General features: G+C 69.2%; 15 protein-coding genes. 4 read left to right on the forward strand and 11 right to left on the reverse strand.

The genetic code is table 11. The annotated features are described in order from the left end of the window. Positions 1-8: 8 nt before the first annotated feature. From tgt to LDO15_RS02985, 5 genes are all read right to left on the reverse strand, one after another. Positions 9-1,307: a tRNA guanosine(34) transglycosylase Tgt gene (tgt, locus tag LDO15_RS02965; protein WP_223983845.1), complete on the reverse strand. Its 1,299-nt coding sequence runs from the start codon at positions 1,305-1,307 to the stop codon at positions 9-11. 33 nt (positions 1,308-1,340) lie between these two features. Next, a complete protein-coding gene (locus LDO15_RS02970) occupies positions 1,341-2,066 on the reverse strand; it encodes an SRPBCC domain-containing protein (RefSeq protein WP_223983848.1) in 726 nt (241 codons plus the stop codon). A gap of 82 nt (positions 2,067-2,148) precedes the next feature. After that, positions 2,149-3,345 (reverse strand): DUF6707 family protein, encoded by a 1,197-nt coding sequence (locus LDO15_RS02975; RefSeq protein WP_223983850.1) that lies wholly within the window; start codon positions 3,343-3,345, stop codon positions 2,149-2,151. Between the two features lie 120 nt (positions 3,346-3,465). Beyond that, positions 3,466-4,005 (reverse strand): NUDIX hydrolase family protein, encoded by a 540-nt coding sequence (locus tag LDO15_RS02980; RefSeq protein ID WP_223983851.1) that lies wholly within the window; start codon positions 4,003-4,005, stop codon positions 3,466-3,468. 91 nt (positions 4,006-4,096) lie between these two features. Next, positions 4,097-4,867, reverse strand: a complete 771-nt coding sequence (locus tag LDO15_RS02985; protein ID WP_223983852.1) for a VOC family protein — start codon at positions 4,865-4,867, stop codon at positions 4,097-4,099. Positions 4,868-4,962: 95 nt separating this feature from the next. On the opposite strand from LDO15_RS02985, the gene LDO15_RS02990 reads away from it, so the two are divergent. Together LDO15_RS02990 and LDO15_RS02995 are read left to right on the forward strand one after the other, a co-directional pair. Then, on the forward strand, positions 4,963-5,562 hold the full coding sequence (locus tag LDO15_RS02990; protein ID WP_223983853.1) for a YdeI/OmpD-associated family protein: 600 nt from the start codon (positions 4,963-4,965) through the stop codon (positions 5,560-5,562). Positions 5,563-5,647: 85 nt separating this feature from the next. Continuing rightward, positions 5,648-6,508, forward strand: coding sequence for a phosphatase PAP2 family protein (locus LDO15_RS02995; RefSeq protein WP_223983854.1), 861 nt, complete (start codon positions 5,648-5,650; stop codon positions 6,506-6,508). On the opposite strand, the gene LDO15_RS03000 is transcribed toward LDO15_RS02995, so the two are convergent. From LDO15_RS03000 to LDO15_RS03020, 5 genes are all read right to left on the reverse strand, one after another. Further along, positions 6,461-8,398: a glycogen debranching N-terminal domain-containing protein gene (locus LDO15_RS03000; protein WP_223983855.1), complete on the reverse strand. Its 1,938-nt coding sequence runs from the start codon at positions 8,396-8,398 to the stop codon at positions 6,461-6,463. The two genes, LDO15_RS02995 and LDO15_RS03000, sit on opposite strands and share 48 nt — an antisense overlap. A gap of 58 nt (positions 8,399-8,456) precedes the next feature. After that, positions 8,457-9,647: an ABC transporter ATP-binding protein gene (locus tag LDO15_RS03005; RefSeq protein WP_223983857.1), complete on the reverse strand. Its 1,191-nt coding sequence runs from the start codon at positions 9,645-9,647 to the stop codon at positions 8,457-8,459. Continuing rightward, a complete protein-coding gene (locus tag LDO15_RS03010; protein ID WP_223987022.1) occupies positions 9,644-11,143 on the reverse strand; it encodes an iron ABC transporter permease in 1,500 nt (499 codons plus the stop codon). The genes LDO15_RS03005 and LDO15_RS03010 overlap by 4 nt, the downstream gene beginning before the upstream one ends. A gap of 109 nt (positions 11,144-11,252) precedes the next feature. After that, positions 11,253-12,308 (reverse strand): iron ABC transporter substrate-binding protein, encoded by a 1,056-nt coding sequence (locus tag LDO15_RS03015; protein ID WP_223983860.1) that lies wholly within the window; start codon positions 12,306-12,308, stop codon positions 11,253-11,255. Between the two features lie 217 nt (positions 12,309-12,525). Beyond that, complete coding sequence (locus LDO15_RS03020) at positions 12,526-13,713, reverse strand: glycoside hydrolase family 76 protein (protein ID WP_223983862.1); 1,188 nt, start codon at positions 13,711-13,713, stop codon at positions 12,526-12,528. A 215-nt stretch (positions 13,714-13,928) separates the two neighbouring features. Here LDO15_RS03020 and LDO15_RS03025 point away from each other — a divergent pair, with 215 nt between their 5' ends. Together LDO15_RS03025 and LDO15_RS03030 are read left to right on the forward strand one after the other, a co-directional pair. Beyond that, positions 13,929-14,786 (forward strand): SDR family NAD(P)-dependent oxidoreductase, encoded by an 858-nt coding sequence (locus LDO15_RS03025; RefSeq protein WP_223983865.1) that lies wholly within the window; start codon positions 13,929-13,931, stop codon positions 14,784-14,786. A gap of 122 nt (positions 14,787-14,908) precedes the next feature. Beyond that, positions 14,909-16,090 carry an acyl-CoA dehydrogenase family protein gene (locus LDO15_RS03030; protein ID WP_223987024.1) on the forward strand — a complete coding sequence of 394 codons (1,182 nt, stop codon included), beginning with the start codon at positions 14,909-14,911 and terminating at the stop codon, positions 16,088-16,090. A gap of 21 nt (positions 16,091-16,111) precedes the next feature. On the opposite strand, the gene LDO15_RS03035 is transcribed toward LDO15_RS03030, so the two are convergent. Further along, positions 16,112-16,981 carry a DUF1684 domain-containing protein gene (locus LDO15_RS03035; RefSeq protein ID WP_223983868.1) on the reverse strand — a complete coding sequence of 290 codons (870 nt, stop codon included), beginning with the start codon at positions 16,979-16,981 and terminating at the stop codon, positions 16,112-16,114. Positions 16,982-17,033 lie beyond the last annotated feature (52 nt).

A 17,033-nucleotide genomic window follows, 5' to 3' on the forward strand; every position in this document is an offset into this window, starting at 1 on the left:
GGGAGTATCTAGGAGTAGTACCGGCCCAGGGTTTCGGCCTTGAACTCGAAGAAGTTGCCGGCCTCGATGGCGAGCCGGGCGTCGTCGACCATTTTCACCACGAAACGCTCGTTGTGGATCGAAATCAGCGTGGCCGAGACCATCTCCTTGGCTTTGAACAGGTGGTGGATGTAGGCCCGCGAGTAGTTCAGGCAGGCGTAGCAGTCGCAGCCTTCCTGCAGCGGGCCGAAGTCGCGCTTGTACTTGGCGCCGGAGAGGTTGTAGCGGCCGGTGGGGTGATAGAACGCCGAATTGCGGGCCACCCGGGTGGGGGAGACGCAGTCGAATGTGTCCGCGCCGTTCTCGATTGCGGTGAAGATGTCATCCGGTTCGGAGATGCCCAGCAGGTGCCGCGGCTTATTCTCCGGCAGCTCCTCGTTGCACCAGCGCACGATCGTGCCGAGGTTCTCTTTTTCCAGCGCCCCGCCGATGCCGAAGCCGTCAAAGTTCATGGCGCCGAGGTCGCGGCAGGCCTTGCGCCGCAGGTCCTCATACTGGGCGCCCTGGATCACGCCGAACAGGGCCTGGTAGGGCTTGCCGGCGCGCTCTTCCGTGAGCCGGAAGTGCTCTGTGAGGCACCGTTCGGCCCAGCGTCGGGTCCGCTCGAGGGACTCCTCCTGGTAGCCGCGCGAGTTCTGCAGCGTGGTGAGCTCGTCGAACGCGAACATGATGTCCGCGCCGATCTGGTGCTGGACGTTCATGGAGATCTCGGGGCTGAAACGGTGCCGGTCACCGTTGAGATGGCTCTTGAACCACACGCCCTCCTCATCCACGTGCGCCAGGCGTTCCTTGCCGGGGGCGACGGCGTCGTCGGGTCCCGAATGGTCCACCGATTTCATGTCGATGACCTTCTTGAACCCCGAGCCCAGGCTCATCACCTGGAAGCCGCCGGAATCGGTGAACGTGGGCCCGCGCCAGTTCATGAACGCGCCCAGGCCGCCGGCCTCGTCCAGGATGTCCGCGCCCGGCTGAAGGTACAGGTGGTAGGCGTTGGCCAGCACGGCCTGCGCGCCGAGTTCGGCGATGGATTCCGGCAGCACGGATTTGACCGTGGCCTTGGTGCCGACGGCGATGAACGCCGGGGTCTGGATCTCGCCGTGCGGGGTGGCGATGGTGCCGGTCCGGCCGAGGAACTCCCCGCCGTTGGCGGCAACCTGACCGGCCGACGGCGGGCACGCTTCACTCAGCCTCTTGCCCACGCGGAAAGAAAACTCGGACTGCCGGGCAGGCGCGGGGGGCAAAGGATTGGAGTCAGGATTGGCTGGCACGGTTCAAGTGTGCCAGCTAACCCTGCCCAGGCCTTAGTGGACGGGATCCGATGTGGGGTAGTTCTCAGCCCGCCACTTGTCCCAGTAATTGCGGATCGCCTCGAGCTGGTGGGCGCCGAGGTCGTAGGTGGAGACGATCGCCAGGGATCCGCCGTCGGGCCGCACGTCCGCGATGGCGGGCTGGTCCGCCACGATCAGCAGACCGTCGCCGTGCTCGGCGTAGTTGTGGACGGTCAGGCCCACCTGGTGATTGCTGCGGAACCACACCTTGCCGGAGATCTCCTCGCCGGTGGGCAGGGTGAGTGAATAAGGGTCGCCCGGAGCCGGGACATCGCTGAGCCCAAGATTTTCTATCGCGGACCCGCCGGAGCCGGGGACGGAGAAGAAGAAGGTCCGGCGCTTGCCGTGCGGGTGCCGTTCCAGGGCGAAGCGCAATTGGTGCAGGAAGGTCAGCCAGCCCTGGGTGATGTCCTCGTCCCAGGCGGCCCATTCGGAATTGTGGTCTACCGCCGCCCGGGTGACGCTGACTTCCGTGCCCGTGGGGACAGGTTTCAGGGTGAAGACGTCTCCGCCGTCGACCACCAGGGAGGTGTGGTCCGCGCCTTCGACCACATTGGGGCCGAAGTAGATTTCGTTGATTTCGGCCTCTTGGTCATCGGCGTTCCAGCCGTGCCATTGGGCGATTCTGCCGGGTTCGCGCAGCATGGTCCAAACTTGCTGCGCGTCCGAATTGATCACAACGCTCAGATTGTTCGTCATGGGGTGAATCTACAACGCCCGGCCGCGAACGGGTAGGGCCAAACGGTTGCCCCGAACGGTTCGGGCCGACCAGGCGGCGGCCTCAGGAGCGGACGGATTCCAGCTCATTGCCGATCCGGCGTTCCAGCTCGGCAATGCCGATGGTCTCCGAGCCGCCGTGCGCCCGCAGGAACAGGAGGGCCTCAAGCCGCAGGAGCCGCCATTCACGTTCCGCGTCGGGGTTCGCGTTGTCGATCGAGCGGAAGATTTCCTTGTCGTACAGGTTGGGCTCGTTGAGCGAGCGCTGGCGCACCTTGGCGTTGATCCTTGCCTTGAACGGGTCCGCTTCCATGGCTTCCGGCGCGCGGAGGAATTTCTCGTAGGTCCGGGCGCGTTCGTCCTGCCCCAGCTGGCGGCAGATGTAGCTGGAGAGCGACAGGGAGGCCTCCACCGAGGCCCAGCGGCCGGGGTTGCCGTCGAAGGGCAGGACGTTGAGCAGGTCGGCGACCGCGAGGGCGTTTTCGGCGTCCTTGAAGGTGACGAACAGTTCATGGGCGAGGTCGCTGAGATCCTTCAGGCAGCTCCCGGACTTGGTGTTGATGCCCTTGGCGAGCCGTTCGCTGAGCAGGAGCACACCGACGGCGCCCGGGTGGGCCTCCGCCACGGCCTCGACGACCGATTCCGGCGTGCCGTCGGGGGCCGGGATGTGCGCCAGGTCCGCGTCGCTGGGTCCGCTCACCGCGGGCGGCGCAAGGGGCTGGGGAGGAACGACGACGGCGGACACCGCTGCGTCGGCCTCTGCTGCATCGGACAAAACGGCGTCCGGCACCTCCTCGGGTTCGGGGGACGGTCCCGACGCCGGCAGCGCCGATGCGCCGCCGTCGGATTCACCGTCGCCGCATGAACCGCCGTCGGATTCACCGTCGCCGCATGAACCGCCGTCGGATTCACCGCCGCCGAGGGCTCCGGCGCCAGAAGAACCGCCGCCGGACCCGGCGGAAGCTTCCGCGGGAGCAGCCCCCGCGCTGTCCGCGGGCCAGAACCCGGCGGATTCCGCGGTGACCGCACCCGGTTCGGAGTCTCCGGCGATCCGGACCGTTGATCCGGCGGCGATCCGCAGCACACCGCCGCCGCTGAGGGTCGCCAGGACCATGGCGGGCGTATCGAAATCGTCGGACTCAACGTCCACCCGGTGGACCTCGGCGGAACGGTTTCCGTCGGGCAGGATCAGGTGGTCGCCGGCCCGCAGTGATCCAGCCTGCTGTTCGCTGTAGTTCCGGGAGGCTGGGGGGTGGGTCATCGGGAGTCCTTAAAGTTCTCTTGCGGTCCGCCCTACAGTCTACAAAATCGGGTGCGTGAAGTCGGGGACGCGGGGGACGCTCCGAGCGTCCCGGGGCGGCGCCGGACCCGGTAATGCCGGCTAGTTGCCGACGCCCGCGTAGGCCAGCGCCTGCCGGATCAGGGCGCCGCGGCCGCCGCTGAACTCCAGCTGCACGTCCGTGCTCATGACCTCCTGCGGGGTCATCCAGGTCAGTTCGAGGGCGTCCTGCCGGGGGGAGCATTCGCCGGTGACGGGAATGATGTAGGCCAGGGCGACGGCGTGCTGGCGGTCGTCGGTGAAGCCCGTGTGGGACGGGGACGGGAAGTACTCGGCCACGGTGAACGGCACGGGGCTGACCGGCAGTTGCGGGAAGGCGAGCGGGCCCAGGTCCTTTTCCATGTGGCGAAGCAGCGCGGCGCGGATGGTCTCGCGGTAGAGGACGCGGCCCGAGACCAACGACCTGACCATGGTTCCGTCCTCGTCGGCCTGCAGGAGGGTGCCCACCTCGTTCACGAACCCCAGGGGGTCCAGCCGGACCGGAACGGCCTCGACGTAGACCATCGGCAGCCTTCCCCGCGCTTCGAACAAGTCGTCGTCGGAGAGCCAGCCGGGATTCGGGTCAGGGGTGCGCACATTCATGGTTAAGTTCTACCCCATCCCTGACCCGTTCCCCGCGCCGCGTCGCGGAACAGGCGCGCCCGCCCTGCGGAACCGTCACATTGCCGTGGGCTCACTCCTCCCCGGGGGCGGCGGAAATCCACAGCGGGGGATGGGCGGCCATGCCGTCCGCATCGGGGTTGGCGACGTGAAGGGTGGGGACGGCCGCTTCCTCTATGACCGCCGCCTCGTGTCCCGCCTCGTTGAGGCGCTCGCGCAGGGCATCGAGATCGCCGGCGTATTCGAAGCCCAGGCCGGCGCTCCCGGCCCCGGTGCCTGCGCCGAGCATCAGGATGCCGCCGTTCTTCGCGGTGAACGCTTCGGATTCGATCGTGTTGGTCTCGGCGTCGCCGGCGCCGGTGCCCGGGACCGGGCGGGGCCGCGCGCCGATGTGGCGCAGCGTTTGAGCCGCCGCGACGGCATCCTCGGAGAACCAGACGCCGACGACGGCGATGTCGGGGTCCGCTTCCGGCGACCCGCCCCAGCTCCCGTCGGCAGCCCGCGTGGCCGGGTCCGCCAGGAAACTGAAACCGTCAGCCGCGGTGATGCGGCAGGACGAACCGTGGTCTGCCTCGATGAGTTCGGCACTGGTGACGCCGTCTGCCGCGCCGGCCTCTTTGGTGCGCCGGGCGAATTCCTGCAGATCGCCCACCTCGACGCCGAAGGAAGTGGTGCCGTCCCCGGCGGAGCCCTGCTCGACGAAGTGCAGGGCTAGGCGGCCGGAGCCGGCGTCGAACTCCCGCCAGGTGGGCTCGTCAACGGTCTTGACCAAGCCCAGGGCGGTGAGCAGCCGCTCCCATTCATCAAGGCGGGAGGTGAAGTGGATCGGGCGGACACGCAGCATCGTTGCTCCTCAAGGTTGTGACGGATTCCGGCTTTCACGGATATCGTCCCACCAAAGCAACCCTTATGGTCAGCCCCGCGGAGCACAATGGTGCCATGGCCGTTGAACTTGAGGAATTGCTGGTGAAGGACGCCGCCGAGTGGCGCGCCTGGCTGGAACAGCATCACGCGCACAGTCCCGGCGTGTGGCTCGTGCTGCACAAGAAAGGCGGCTCGGTGACCGAGCTGGACTACGAGGCAGCGCTGCAGGAGGCGCTGTGTTTCGGCTGGATCGACGGGCAGGGCCGGCGTCGGGATGAGGAGAGCTCGTTCCAGCGGATGACCCGGCGGGGACCCAGGAGTGTGTGGTCCGCGCGGAACGTGGAACGGATTGAACGCCTGGAGTCGGCCGGGCGGATGGCCCCGGCAGGACAGGCCGCCGTCCTCAGTGCCAAGGCGGACGGGCGCTGGGAGGCCGCTTATCCGGGCGCGGCCGCGGCGGAGGTCCCGGACGACCTCGCCGCGGCCATCGCGGCGGAGCCCCGGGCGCAGGCGATGTTCGAGGTCCTGACGTCTGTGAACCGGTTCGCGCTGATCTACCGAACGAACGCGGTCAAGCAGGCCGCCACCCGGGAAAAGAAGATCGCGGGATTCGTGGAGATGCTCGCCCGGTTCGAAACTCCGTACCCGCAGGCCAGGCGGCCCCCGGAAGCGTGACTGAGGTCCGGGCGACGGCCGCGATCACAGGGAACTCCCAGCAGCTGTCCGGGCTACGGGTAGTTGCCGCTGGCAGGATTGACCGATGCTCCTTGCCCAGCGTGCTCCGCGACCCCCTGACCGCCTGCCGCTTGCGTCCCAGCGGCGGCTCTTCTTCGTGGCCGCGGGCCTGCTGATCACGGGGGAAACGGTCTTCTGGACCATGCTCGCCGCGGTGCAGTCCAACAGCGGGGCGGCCGCCCTGGACGGGCCCGTGCATGACGGGCTCGTGGCGTCCCGGAACCCGCTGGCCACCGCCCTCCTGACGGCCGTGACGACGGTGACGTCGCCGCTGTGGATGACCGTGATCGGCTGCGTGCTGGCCCTGGCCTGGGCGGCCTGGAAACGGGAACTCTGGCGTCCCACCCTGCTGATCGGTGCCATGGCGGCAACTTTTGCGGTATCCACGCTGATCAAGCACGACGTCGGCCGCGGCCGGCCCGCCGCCAGCGATTTTCTGCTGGGCCCGGACGACGCCCTGTCCTTTCCCTCCGGCCATACCTTCGGTGCCGGCGTCTTCCTGTGCGTCCTGAACTACCTGCTGCTGGCGGCCCGCGGCACGAGGACGAGCAAACGCTCGACGTCGGTGTTCGGCTTCGCGGCCGCGGCCGCGGGGACGCTCGCGGTCGCCTTGAGCCGCCTGTACCTGGGTTATCACTGGCTGACGGACGTGCTCGCCTCCATGGGCTTGGCGCTGGCCGTCACCGGGATCGTCATCCTGGCCGACGGGCTGCGCGCCGCCATGGCCGGCCGGACCGCGTCGCCGTCTTCAGGGCCGCTTCCGGGCCCGGCCGTGCCGGTGGGGGCGGGCCTTGCCGGGGAACGCCGGGCAGAGGCGGTCCCGTCACAGGACAGCTGGTCAGAGCCCGACGCCCATCGCCTGGGCGATCACCACCGCCGAGGCTGAGGACCACGCCTGCGGGTGGCAGGATGCCGGATAGGGCACCGCGACCCCCGAGTCCTCGGCCCGCACCCCGGCGAACACCTCCGGCAGCCGGTGTCCGAACGAGGCGGCCGCCGCGAGCAGCCCGTCGGCGAGCATCCGTCCCTCGGCAATGAAACCTTCGGCCAGGAGGCCGCGGATCGCGATGGCGGTGTCGTGGCTCCAGACCGAGCCGCAGTGGTAGCTGAAGGGCCAGAACCCGGCCGCGCGCCGCGAGATCGTGTGCACACCGTAGCCGGAGAACAGCTCCGGGCTCACGAGCCGGTCCGCCACGAGCCGGGCCTCGGCCGCGTCCAGGATGCCGGTGCCCAGCAGGTGTCCCATGTTCGAGCCCGGGATGTCCAGCGGAACCCCGTGCCCGTCGAGGGCCATGGCCGGGAACGGCCCGGCGTCGTCCTCAACCCAGAAACGCTCCCGGAACCTGAGGCGCAAGGCGGCGGCGAACTCCCGGAGCGCCTGGCCGCCGGGTTCCCCGTAGGCATCGAACAGCTCTGCCGTTTCCAGGGCCGCCTGGTACGCGTAGCCCTGCACCTCGGACAGGGCGATCGGCCCGTCGGCCTGCCGGCCGTCGCGGAACTGCATGGCGTCCCGGGAGTCCTTCCAGCCCTGGTTGCTCAGGCCGTGTCCCGTGGTGTCGCGGTAGCTGAGGAACCCGCCGTTGCCGGCCGTTCTCGTGTCCGTGTCTGTTCCGGGTGCGCCGGCGGCGAGCAGCCAGTCGGCGGCACGTGCCGCGTTCGGCAGCAGCGACCGGACGGCGGCGTCGTGCCGGCCGGCGCGCCAAAGTTCACCGAGCAGGCAAAGCCATAGCGGGGTGGAGTCCACGGCCCCGTAGTACACCGGCGGCAGGCGCAGGCCCTGGCTTTCCAGCACGAGCTCCTTGGACCGGAGTTCGTGCAGGATCTTGCCGGGTTCTTCGGCGGCGGCCGGGTCGGTCCGGGTGCCCTGGAACGCCGCCAGGGCCCGCAGCGTGCCCGCGGTCAGCCCGTTGTCCGGCCCGGTGTCCAGCGGCAGCAGGAGCCGCGCCGCCCACAGCGAGTCCCGCCCGAACAGCGTGAAATACCACGGCGCCCCGGCGGCGATGAACGGGGCATCCGGAAGCTGGCGGGTGGCCAGCCGGAGCCCGGCCACTTCATCGAGGGAGTTGTCCAGGAGCAGGCCCAGGGCCCCGGCCGGGCCGGTCCGCGGCGGCCGGGAGGCGGGCGGCCGGGCCGCCACGACGGCGTCGTCCTCGTCCGTGAGGACGGCTTGCCACTCGGCCTCGAACGGCCGGCCCCGGCCCAGGCTTCCGCGCCAGGCGAGCCGGCCGTCGGGGGCCACGGCGCCGGGAGCGGCGACCGTCAGGGTCTTGCCGCCCTCCTGCCAGCGCAACACCGACAGGTCGGCCGAGGACGGCCCGGACGCGCCGCGGAAACGGCTGAGCCGGATCTGGGCCATGTCGGTGAAGTCGGCGGCGAGCTCAACGTCGATTTCGGCGTCGAGCGAATCCAGGGAGGTGCGCAGCTGCAGGGTGTGCCGCACAACACCGGGCGTCACAGTCCAGGTCTGGACGAGCTCGACGGCGGGATCCTCCGTGGGGCCGGGGATGCCCCGGACGAGTCCCCTGACGCGCAGGACGCCGCCGGGTTCGGTCTCGACGGTGGCCGGTTCGGGTTCCAGGCCGTTGACGCGTACGAGGGCCCGGCTGAGCATCCGGGTATCGCCGTGCAGAAGCCCGGTGAATCCGGCCGGATCGCCGGAGCCACCGGCGCCGGGCGCGGGTGCCTCGCCGGCGAGGCGGCCGTCCGGGTCGAGCCACAGCTGCGTGGGGGCGGCAACGGAGCAATGCTGGCGGTGCAGGCCTGGCTGAACAGTCATGCGCCCACCCTATGCCGGGCACCCGGCGGTCTCAATGCGCCCGGTGCGCCGCGGACGGCTACGGGGCCGGCTGCTCATCCATCGGGAAGGCGACGGCCTCGCCCACCACGCGCAGCCGCAGCTCCGTGCCGGGGCGGGCGATGGACGCGTTCCAGTGCCGGATCGTGATGATTTCCCCGCCGCCGGGGTAGCGGTGGTCCGGAATGGCGCCGGCGGCAAGGACCGGCGGGACCGGAAGCTGGAGCCGCACGGTGGTCTCCGGGCCGAAGTAGTCCGTGTCCACCACAGTCCCGCGGATGGGGCCGTCCTCGGCAATGCGGATCTGCTCGGGGCGCAGCATCAGCTGGACCCTGCCCTGGGCCGGCGGGCGGCGCACCGGAATCCCGCCGAGCGAGCACGTGGCCAGGGAGCCTTCCATCCAGGCATCCAGGATGACGGCGTCACCCAGGAACTCGGCGGTGGCCCGGTCCGCCGGGCGCGTGTAGACGACAAACGGGTTGCCGATCTGGGCCAGCTTGCCGCCCCGCATCACGGCGACCTGGTCGGCGAAGGACAGCGCCTCGGCCTGGTCGTGCGTGACGAGGATCGTGGTGACGCCGGCGTCCTTCAGGACCTGGCCCACGGCACGGCGGGTGGCCACGCGCAGGCCCGCGTCCAGGGCGGAGAAGGGCTCGTCAAGGAGCATAAGTTCCGGCTCGCGGGCCAGCGCCCGGGCCAGGGCGACCCGCTGCTGCTGGCCGCCGGAGAGCTGGTGCGGGCGGCGCTTGGCCATGGCCGGGTCCAGCGAGACCATTTCCAGCAGTTCGGCGACGCGGTCCTTGACGCCGCGTCGGCCGCCGGGGAGCTTGGCGGCGTCCAGGCCAAAGGAGATGTTCTGCCCGACCGTCAGGTGCGGGAACAGGGCGCCGTCCTGGGCCACGTAGCCGACGTGCCGCTTGTGGGCCGGGACCCAGGCGTTCTCTCCCGCCACCTTGGTGCCGTTGAGCGAGATGCTGCCGGTATCGGGGTGTTCGAAGCCCGCGATCAGGCGCAGGAGCGTGGTCTTGCCGGAGCCGGACGGTCCTACGATCGCCGTCGTCCCGCCCCTGGCGACGGAGAGGTTGACGCCCTTGAGCACGGCCTGGGAGCCGAAGTTCTTGGTGACCGCATCGATTTCCAGGTGGCTGTTGGTGCTGGTGGCCACGGAGGCCGCGATCCGCGGCTCGGGGAGGCGGGAGGGGGCCTCGCGCGACGGGTGAATATCGGTCACTGTCCGGCTACTTTCTTGGACTGCTGGAAGAGGAGGTAGGTCATGGGCGCGGAGATCAGGATCATCAGCAGCGCGTACGGGGCGGCGCCGGCGTAGTCGATCTCGCTGCTTTTGCTCCAGAACTCGGTGGCGAGCGTGCGGGTTCCGTTGGGCGAGAGCAGCAGGGTGGCCGTGAGCTCGTTGACTATCCCCAGGAACACCAGGGCAGCGCCGCCGGCCGCGGCGGGTGCCGTGAGGCGCAGCGTCACGCGCAGGAAGGCCAGCAGGGGCGGCTTGCCGAGCGCCTGGGCGGCCTCGTCGAGTTCCTTCGGCGCTTGGGACAGCCCGGAGCGGATGTTCACCAGGGCGCGCGGGAGGAACAGCAGCACGTAGGCCGCGATCAGGAGCCCCGAGGTCTGGTACATGCTGGGGACCATCCGGATGCTCACGGTCACGAACGCCAGGCCCACCACAATCCCGGGCATGGAACTGGTGATGTAGTTGGAGAGCTCCAGGGACTTGCTGAACCAGCCGGGACGCCGCACGGCCAGGTACGCCATGGGGAACGCGACCAGCGTGGTGACGACGGCCGCTCCGAGGCCGTAGGCCAGGGTCTGCAGGAGGGCCGGCATGAATTCCTCCGCCGCCCAGATCTCCGGACCGCCGGTGACGATCCAGCGCAGCACGAACGTCAGCGGCAGGCCGAAGGCCAGCCCGGTGAGGGCGATCAGCGACAGCTGGGCGGGAACCTGATAGGCGTGCAGGGGCAGGCGCAAGGCGCGCGCCTGGGCGCCCGAGCCGATCCTGGCGTACCGGGCACTGCCGCGGCTGCGGACCTCCACGAGCAGCAGGATCAGGCAGAGGAAGACCAGGACGCTGGCCAGCATGTTTCCCGCGGTCCCGTTGAAGGTGGACTGGTACTGGACCATGATCGCGGTAGTGAAGGTGTCGAAGCGGATCATCGCGAAGGCCCCGTATTCGGCCAGCAGGTGCAGCGCGACAAGCAGGCCGCCGCCGGTCATGGCGATGCGCAGCTGCGGCAGAACCACGCGGAAGAACGCACGCCAGGCGCCGAGTCCCAGGGACGCGGCGGACTGCTCGATGGCCGGGTCCAGGCGGCTGAGCGTCGCGGCGGCCGGGATGTACACGAGCGGGAAATAGGACAGGGTCGCAATCAGGACCCCGGACCACAGGCCGCCGAGGGAGGGCACCGCGGAAACCCAGGCATAGCTGTTGACGAAGGCCGGGATGGCCAGCGGGGCGGCGAGCAGCACGGCCCACCACTTCCGGCCCACCAGGCTGGTGCGCTCCACGAGCCACGCGCCGCCGACGCCGAGCACCAGGCACAGCGGCACTGTCACCACGGTCAGCAGCACAGTGTTCAGCAGGAGTTCGCCCACCCGGGGGCGGACGATCAGGGACACGGCAGTGTCCCACCCCGTGGCGGCCGTCATGACGATCACGTAGGCCAGGGGCACCAGAGAGAACAAGGCGATCAGGACCGCCATGATGGACACAATAGAGACGCCGAAAGGCGGGCGGGGGCGCTTGCCCCTGCCCGCCGTCGTCGTGTCGGTCGTCAGGTCACCTAATGGACCGGGGACCGCCAGCTTGCTAGTCACTGCCTTACAGCAGCCCTGCCTGGGTCATCAGTTCGGTGACCTTGGCGGAATTGAGCTTGGCCGGATCCACGGTGGGGGCCTGCAGTTCGGCGAGCGGAACCAGCTTGTCGTTGGACGGCACGCCCGAGCCGACGGCGTATTCGAAGGAGGTGCCCTTCTGGAGCACTTCCTGGCCCTTCTTGCCGGTGATGAACTTCAGGAAGGCCTGTGCCGCTGCGGCGTTCTTCGAGGATTTCAGCACGCCGCCGCCGGAGATGGAGACGAAGGCGCCCGGGTCCTGGTTCTTGAAGTAGAACGGCGTGACGTTCTTGGAGTTCTCGCCGGTCTTGGCCTGATCGCCATAGTAGTAGTAGTGGTAGATCAGGGCGGAGTCCACTTCACCGGCGTTGACGGCCTTCATGGCCGTGCTGTTGCCCTTGTAGGCCTTGGAGTTTTCCTTCATGCCCTTGAGCCATTCCTGCGTGGCGGCCTCGCCCTTGAGCTCGAGCAGGGCCGAGACGATCGCCTGGAAGTCGGCGCCCGACGGCGAGGCGGCCCAGCGGCCCTTCCACTCGGGCTTGGCCAGGTCCAGCATGGACTTGGGCAGCTTGTCCTCGGTGATCTTGTTCTTGTCATAGACCAGCACGGTGGAGCGGGCGGCGATCCCGGTCCACTTGTTGGTGGAGGGGCGGAACTCGGCGGGGACCTGGTCCACAGTGGCCTTGTCCACGTCCGCGAAGAGGCCGGCGTTTTCCACCTGGGCCATGGCGGGGGAGTTCTCGGTGAGGAAGACGTCGGCCGGCGAGGCCTGGCCTTCCTGGACGATCTGGTTGGACATTTCGGTGTCGTCGCCCTGGCGCAGCGTGACCTTGATGCCGGTTTCCGCGGTGAAAGCGTCCACCCACTCCTTGGTCAGGGATTCGTGCTGGGCGTTATAAACCGTGATCTCGCCGGAGGCCGCGCCGCCGGAGGCTGCGCTGCTGCCGGCCGGGGAGGATGAACCGGAGCCGCAGGCCGCCAGGCCCAGAGCGGCAGTGGCGGCCAGGGCGATGCCCGCCAGTGCGTTGGTGCGGATCTTCATGAGGCTACTTTCTGCAAGGAAGTCGTCGTAGGTGCCTTCACCCCCGTGAGCGGGGAAGTTAGGGCATGCTCACTAAGAAAGACTGTAGGTTAGCCAAACCTAAGCAACCAACCTGAGGCGCCATTAAGTGATCAGGATCACATGAATTACGAAACTATTGCGTGACGTAATTGGCGCCGGTTGCGGGGGTGTTGCGGGCGCCCGTCACCTGTCCCTGTCACGGGGAGGTGGCTGTGGCGATTGACGCGGCCGCCTCCAGCGCCATCCAGGCCTGGAGCTGCGTCGACAGTTCGACGGCGGCGCCCTCCGGATAGCTGCGGCGCGCCGGCTGATCGGTGCGGTCGGAGAAGATCAGATGGCTGCCCCGGCGGGCGAGGGGGTCCTGCGGCGGGAGGATCCTGCGGCCTTCCCACAGCGCCTCGGCCGTGTTGTTCACGAGCGTCGCCGCCGTGGTCCGGGCCTCGGCGGGCAGCCGTTCGTCGAGGGCGGCCAGGGCCAGGTAGCGGGCGAGGATCCCGGTGAAAAGGCCGCCGTCGCCCGACCCCTCGCAGCGCAGTACCGCTGCGGTGCGTCCCGGCAGAGGCACCGGCTGCGTGAGGTTGCGCGCCACGGCCCCCACGAGCGCGACCGCCCGGCCGAGGTTCGCCTCGCCCCCGAGCTCCAGCAGGGCGCCGAGGACCGGCCCCTGGTTGTAGGTGTAGATGGTTTCTTCCAGGAGCACCTCACCCGTTCCGGATATCCGCAGGCCGTCCCGGTACAGGCCCTGCCCGGGCTCGTAGAGGCGCGCGTCCAGCCAGTCGAGCAGAGCCTGCGCCTTGGCCCGGTTGCCCGTCCGCGCGTAGTACAGGGCGACCGGGGCGGTGGCGGGCGTGTTCTTGAAGTCGCGCTTCGTGCTCCAGAAGGTGCCGCCGCCCAGATCATCCGTGGAGGCGGAGTCGAACTGCAGCGTCAGGCTCTGCAGGACCTTGGCGTTGCGCCCCCGGCCGGTGTGTTTGCGGGAGTCTGCGGCGAGCTTGTCCAGCCGGAGCGTGGCCAAGGCCAGCCAGGCCATGTCGTCGTAGTAGTTGTTCACCACCGTGAGGAAGTTCCGCAACCGGATGCCCGTGACCAGCCGGGAGGCGAGCCGGCCGGCGCTGGGCCGGTTTTCGCCGTCGAACTTGGCTCCCGGCCGCCCCGGCGACCCCAGTTCCCGGCGGCCGGCGTCCACGAGGCAGTCCAGGTAATGCGCCTGCCACCAGTAGTGCCAGGGCCTGGACAGGTTCTTCAGCCGGCCCGAGGGCCGCAGGATGGCCCCGATGTGGGTCCCGGGCAGGAAGAACAGCCGCTGCCCGAAAAGCCTGGTCACCGAGCGGGCGGCCTCGTCCGCGCGGAAGGACCAGTTGGGGGCGGCGTCGGCTCGGGTCATGCCTCAAGCCTAATCGCGGGTCCCGTTGCGACACCGATCGGGACGGTGCCGTGGAGGGTGCCGTAGAAGCTGGGGTGGAAGGTGCATGGAAAGGTGCGGAATGTCCGCATTCCAGTTAACATTCACTAACTAATGTTCCCTGCGGGCCGCTTTATCCAGCGCAGCCCGCGTACAGGCTTCGCGGCCGGGGTTCGGTTCCACATCAAGGAGGATGCATGGACATCAAGGGTACTGTCGCGCTGATTACGGGCGGGGCCTCGGGTCTGGGAGCTGCCACGGCCAGGCGCCTGTTCGACGCCGGCGCCTCGGTGGTGCTCGTGGACCTGCCGGGTTCCGCCGGGGACGCCTTTGCCGCCGAACTGAACGCTAGCGCCGGCAATCCCGCTGCCGCCGGCGGGGCCCCTGCGGGCGCTGCGGGTGCGGACGCGGCGGCTGCCGAAGGCGGCCGCACCGCCGTCTTTGTCCCCGCCGACGTCACCGACGAGGTGCAGGTGCAAGCCGCGGTCGGTGCCGCCTCCGCCCTGGGCCCGCTGCGCATCGTGGTCAACTGTGCGGGAATCGCCACCCCCGGCAGGGTTCTGGGCCGCGACGGCGTGCTGCCCCTTGAGACCTTCAGCCGCGTCATCCAGATCAACCTTGTGGGCACCTTCAACGTGATCCGCCTCGCCGCGGCCGCGATGGCAGCCACCGAGCCGGCCACCACGGAGCTCGGCGGTCCCGAACGCGGCGTCATTATCAACACCGCCTCCGTTGCCGCGTTCGACGGCCAAATCGGCCAGCCCGCGTACGCCGCCTCCAAGGGCGCCGTGGCCGCCATGACGCTGCCGATCGCGCGCGAACTCGCGCGCTCGCTGATCCGGGTAGTCACCATCGCCCCGGGGATCTTCGAGACCCCCATGATGGCCGGCCTGCCTCAGGAGGCACAGGACTCGCTGGGCCGGCAGGTGCCGCACCCCTCGCGGCTGGGCCGCCCCGCCGAATACGCCAACCTCGCGGCGCACATTGTGGACAATGCCATGCTCAACGGCGAGACCATCCGCCTCGACGGCGCCATCCGCATGGGTCCGAAATGACCGGGTCCGAAATGACCGGCACCGAAATGACCGGGGCGGGACAGGCCGCCGGGACCGCACCGTTTGTGGCCGCACCTTCTGTAGCACCGTCCCTGGTATCACGGTCCCTAGTAGCACCGTCTGTGGCGGAACTGCCCACTGCGGACTTCTTCGACTACGAATCCCTGCTCAGCTCCGCGGAGCAGGCGAAACTGACGCAGCTCCGGGAGTTCCTGGCAGCCGAGGTCGCCCCGTACGCCTGCGACTGGTGGAACAAGGCCGAGTTCCCGGCCCACATCCTGCCCAAGCTGGCCGCACTGGAGCTCAGCGCGCCCGCCCAGCGCGGCTACAGCAACCTGTTCGCCGGGATCGTGATCGCCGAGATGACCCGGGTGGACACGTCGCTCGCGACCTTCTTCCTGGTCCACCATGACCTGTTCGTGGAGTCGCTCTACGGCTTCGGCTCCGACGAACAAAAGACGCGCCTGCTCGAGGACGCGGCGAACCTGCGCACCACGGGCGCCTTCGCGCTCACCGAACCGGAGCACGGCTCGGACGTCGCGGGCGGCATGGAAACCCGGGCCCGCCGGGTCCCCGGCGGCGCGGCCGACGGCGGCGATGCGTGGGTGCTCAACGGCGCCAAGCGCTGGATCGGCAACGGGACGTTTTGCGACTACATGCTCGTCTGGGCCAGGGATGAAGCCGACGGCGGCATCCGCGGCTTCATCGTCGACGCCACCTTGCCGGGCGTGAGCCGCAGCCGGATCGAGAACAAGATTGCGCTGCGCACGGTGCAGAATGCGGACATCGTCTTCACCGAGGTGCTGGTGGCCGAGGCGGACCGCTTCGCCGGCATCAGCAGCTTCGAGGACACCAACGAGCTCCTGCGCGGCTCCCGGATCATGGTGGCCTGGCAGGGCGTGGGGCAGCAGCTGGCGGCGTTCGACGTCGCCCGGCAGTACGCCGTCGAACGTCAGCAGTTCGGCCGGCCGCTGGCGAAGTTCCAGCTGGTCCAGCAGCAGCTGGTGACGATGCTCGGCAATGCCGTGGCCAGCATGGGCATGATGGTCCGGATCGCGCAGCTGCAGGAGGAGGGCGCTGCGGACATGCCGCAGGTGGCGCTTGCCAAGTCCTATGTCAGCGCCCGGATGCGCGAGACCGTGGCGATGGGCCGGTCCCTGCTGGGCGGCAACGGAATCGTCACCGACTACCGGATGGCCAAGATCTTCTCCGACGCCGAGGCGATCTATACCTACGAGGGCTCGTTCGAGATCAACACCCTGATCGCCGGGCGCGCCGTCACCGGGGTGTCCGCGATCGTCTAGAAGACCGTTACGGCAAACTCCTCAGAAGACCCCGGGTTCCTTCTCGCCGGCCGTGATCCGGTAGTCCAGGCTGTTGTTCTTCACCGGCATGGGGCAAGTGCCGTACGGGGTGAAGGCGCTGGGGTAGTTGATGGCCCGGTTGAAGTCCAGGACCACCGTGGCATTTCCGGATGAATCGACGCGGGGTCTTGCCGTGGAGACCTTCCGCCACTCGGCAGTTGCTTGTCCCGGCGGGGCTGCCCCGTTGGTCTCGTCGTGGAACGTCACCGTCAGGGCGCCAAGTTTTTCCTCCTCGGCCTGCAGGTGGAACTCGTGGTCCGAGCCGGGGAGCCGGAAGACCAGTTCGCCGACCGAACGGTGGATCCCGTCCACCAGCGGGTTGGCGGTCCCGATCGGCACGTCCACGGGCTCGGGGTAGGGCACGAACCGGGCCTCGATCACCAGATCCGGGCGGAAGTCGAAGGTGGGCACGCCGTCGAACCCGGTGAAGACCGGTGACCGGGAGTCCCGGGTGCGGATGGCGTACTTGCCCGCCCGCATGGCGAGCTCCACCACCACCTGGCGGCCGTCGTCGCCGCCGTACTGCACCCACATCAGCGATTCCTCGTCGGCGAGCACGGCGCTGACGGTCCCGTCCACGGGGTCGCCGGTTTCGACGAGGGACAGGCCGTCGGGCGCCGCCGCGGTGAGGAATGCCGCCGTGCCGTCCGTGGACCAGCGCCCCGGGGCGAGCTCGACGCCGGACGGCCGGTCCTCAAGCCACTGGAAGGAGGTCAGCGTCAGCCAGCCGTGGTCGCTGGCCAGGGCCGCGTCGCGGTTATTCCGGAAGCGCTGCCAGCGGGCAAGCTGCGCGTCCGTCGCCGAATCAGTCACCGGCTTCGAATCAGTCACGGGCACCTTCAGGGGTATCAGCCCAACTAGCTGGCAGCAGGGGCCGTTTTGA

It is taken from the genome of Arthrobacter sp. NicSoilB8 (genome assembly GCF_019977355.1).
In the GTDB taxonomy this organism is placed as follows: Bacteria; Actinomycetota; Actinomycetes; order Actinomycetales; family Micrococcaceae; genus Arthrobacter.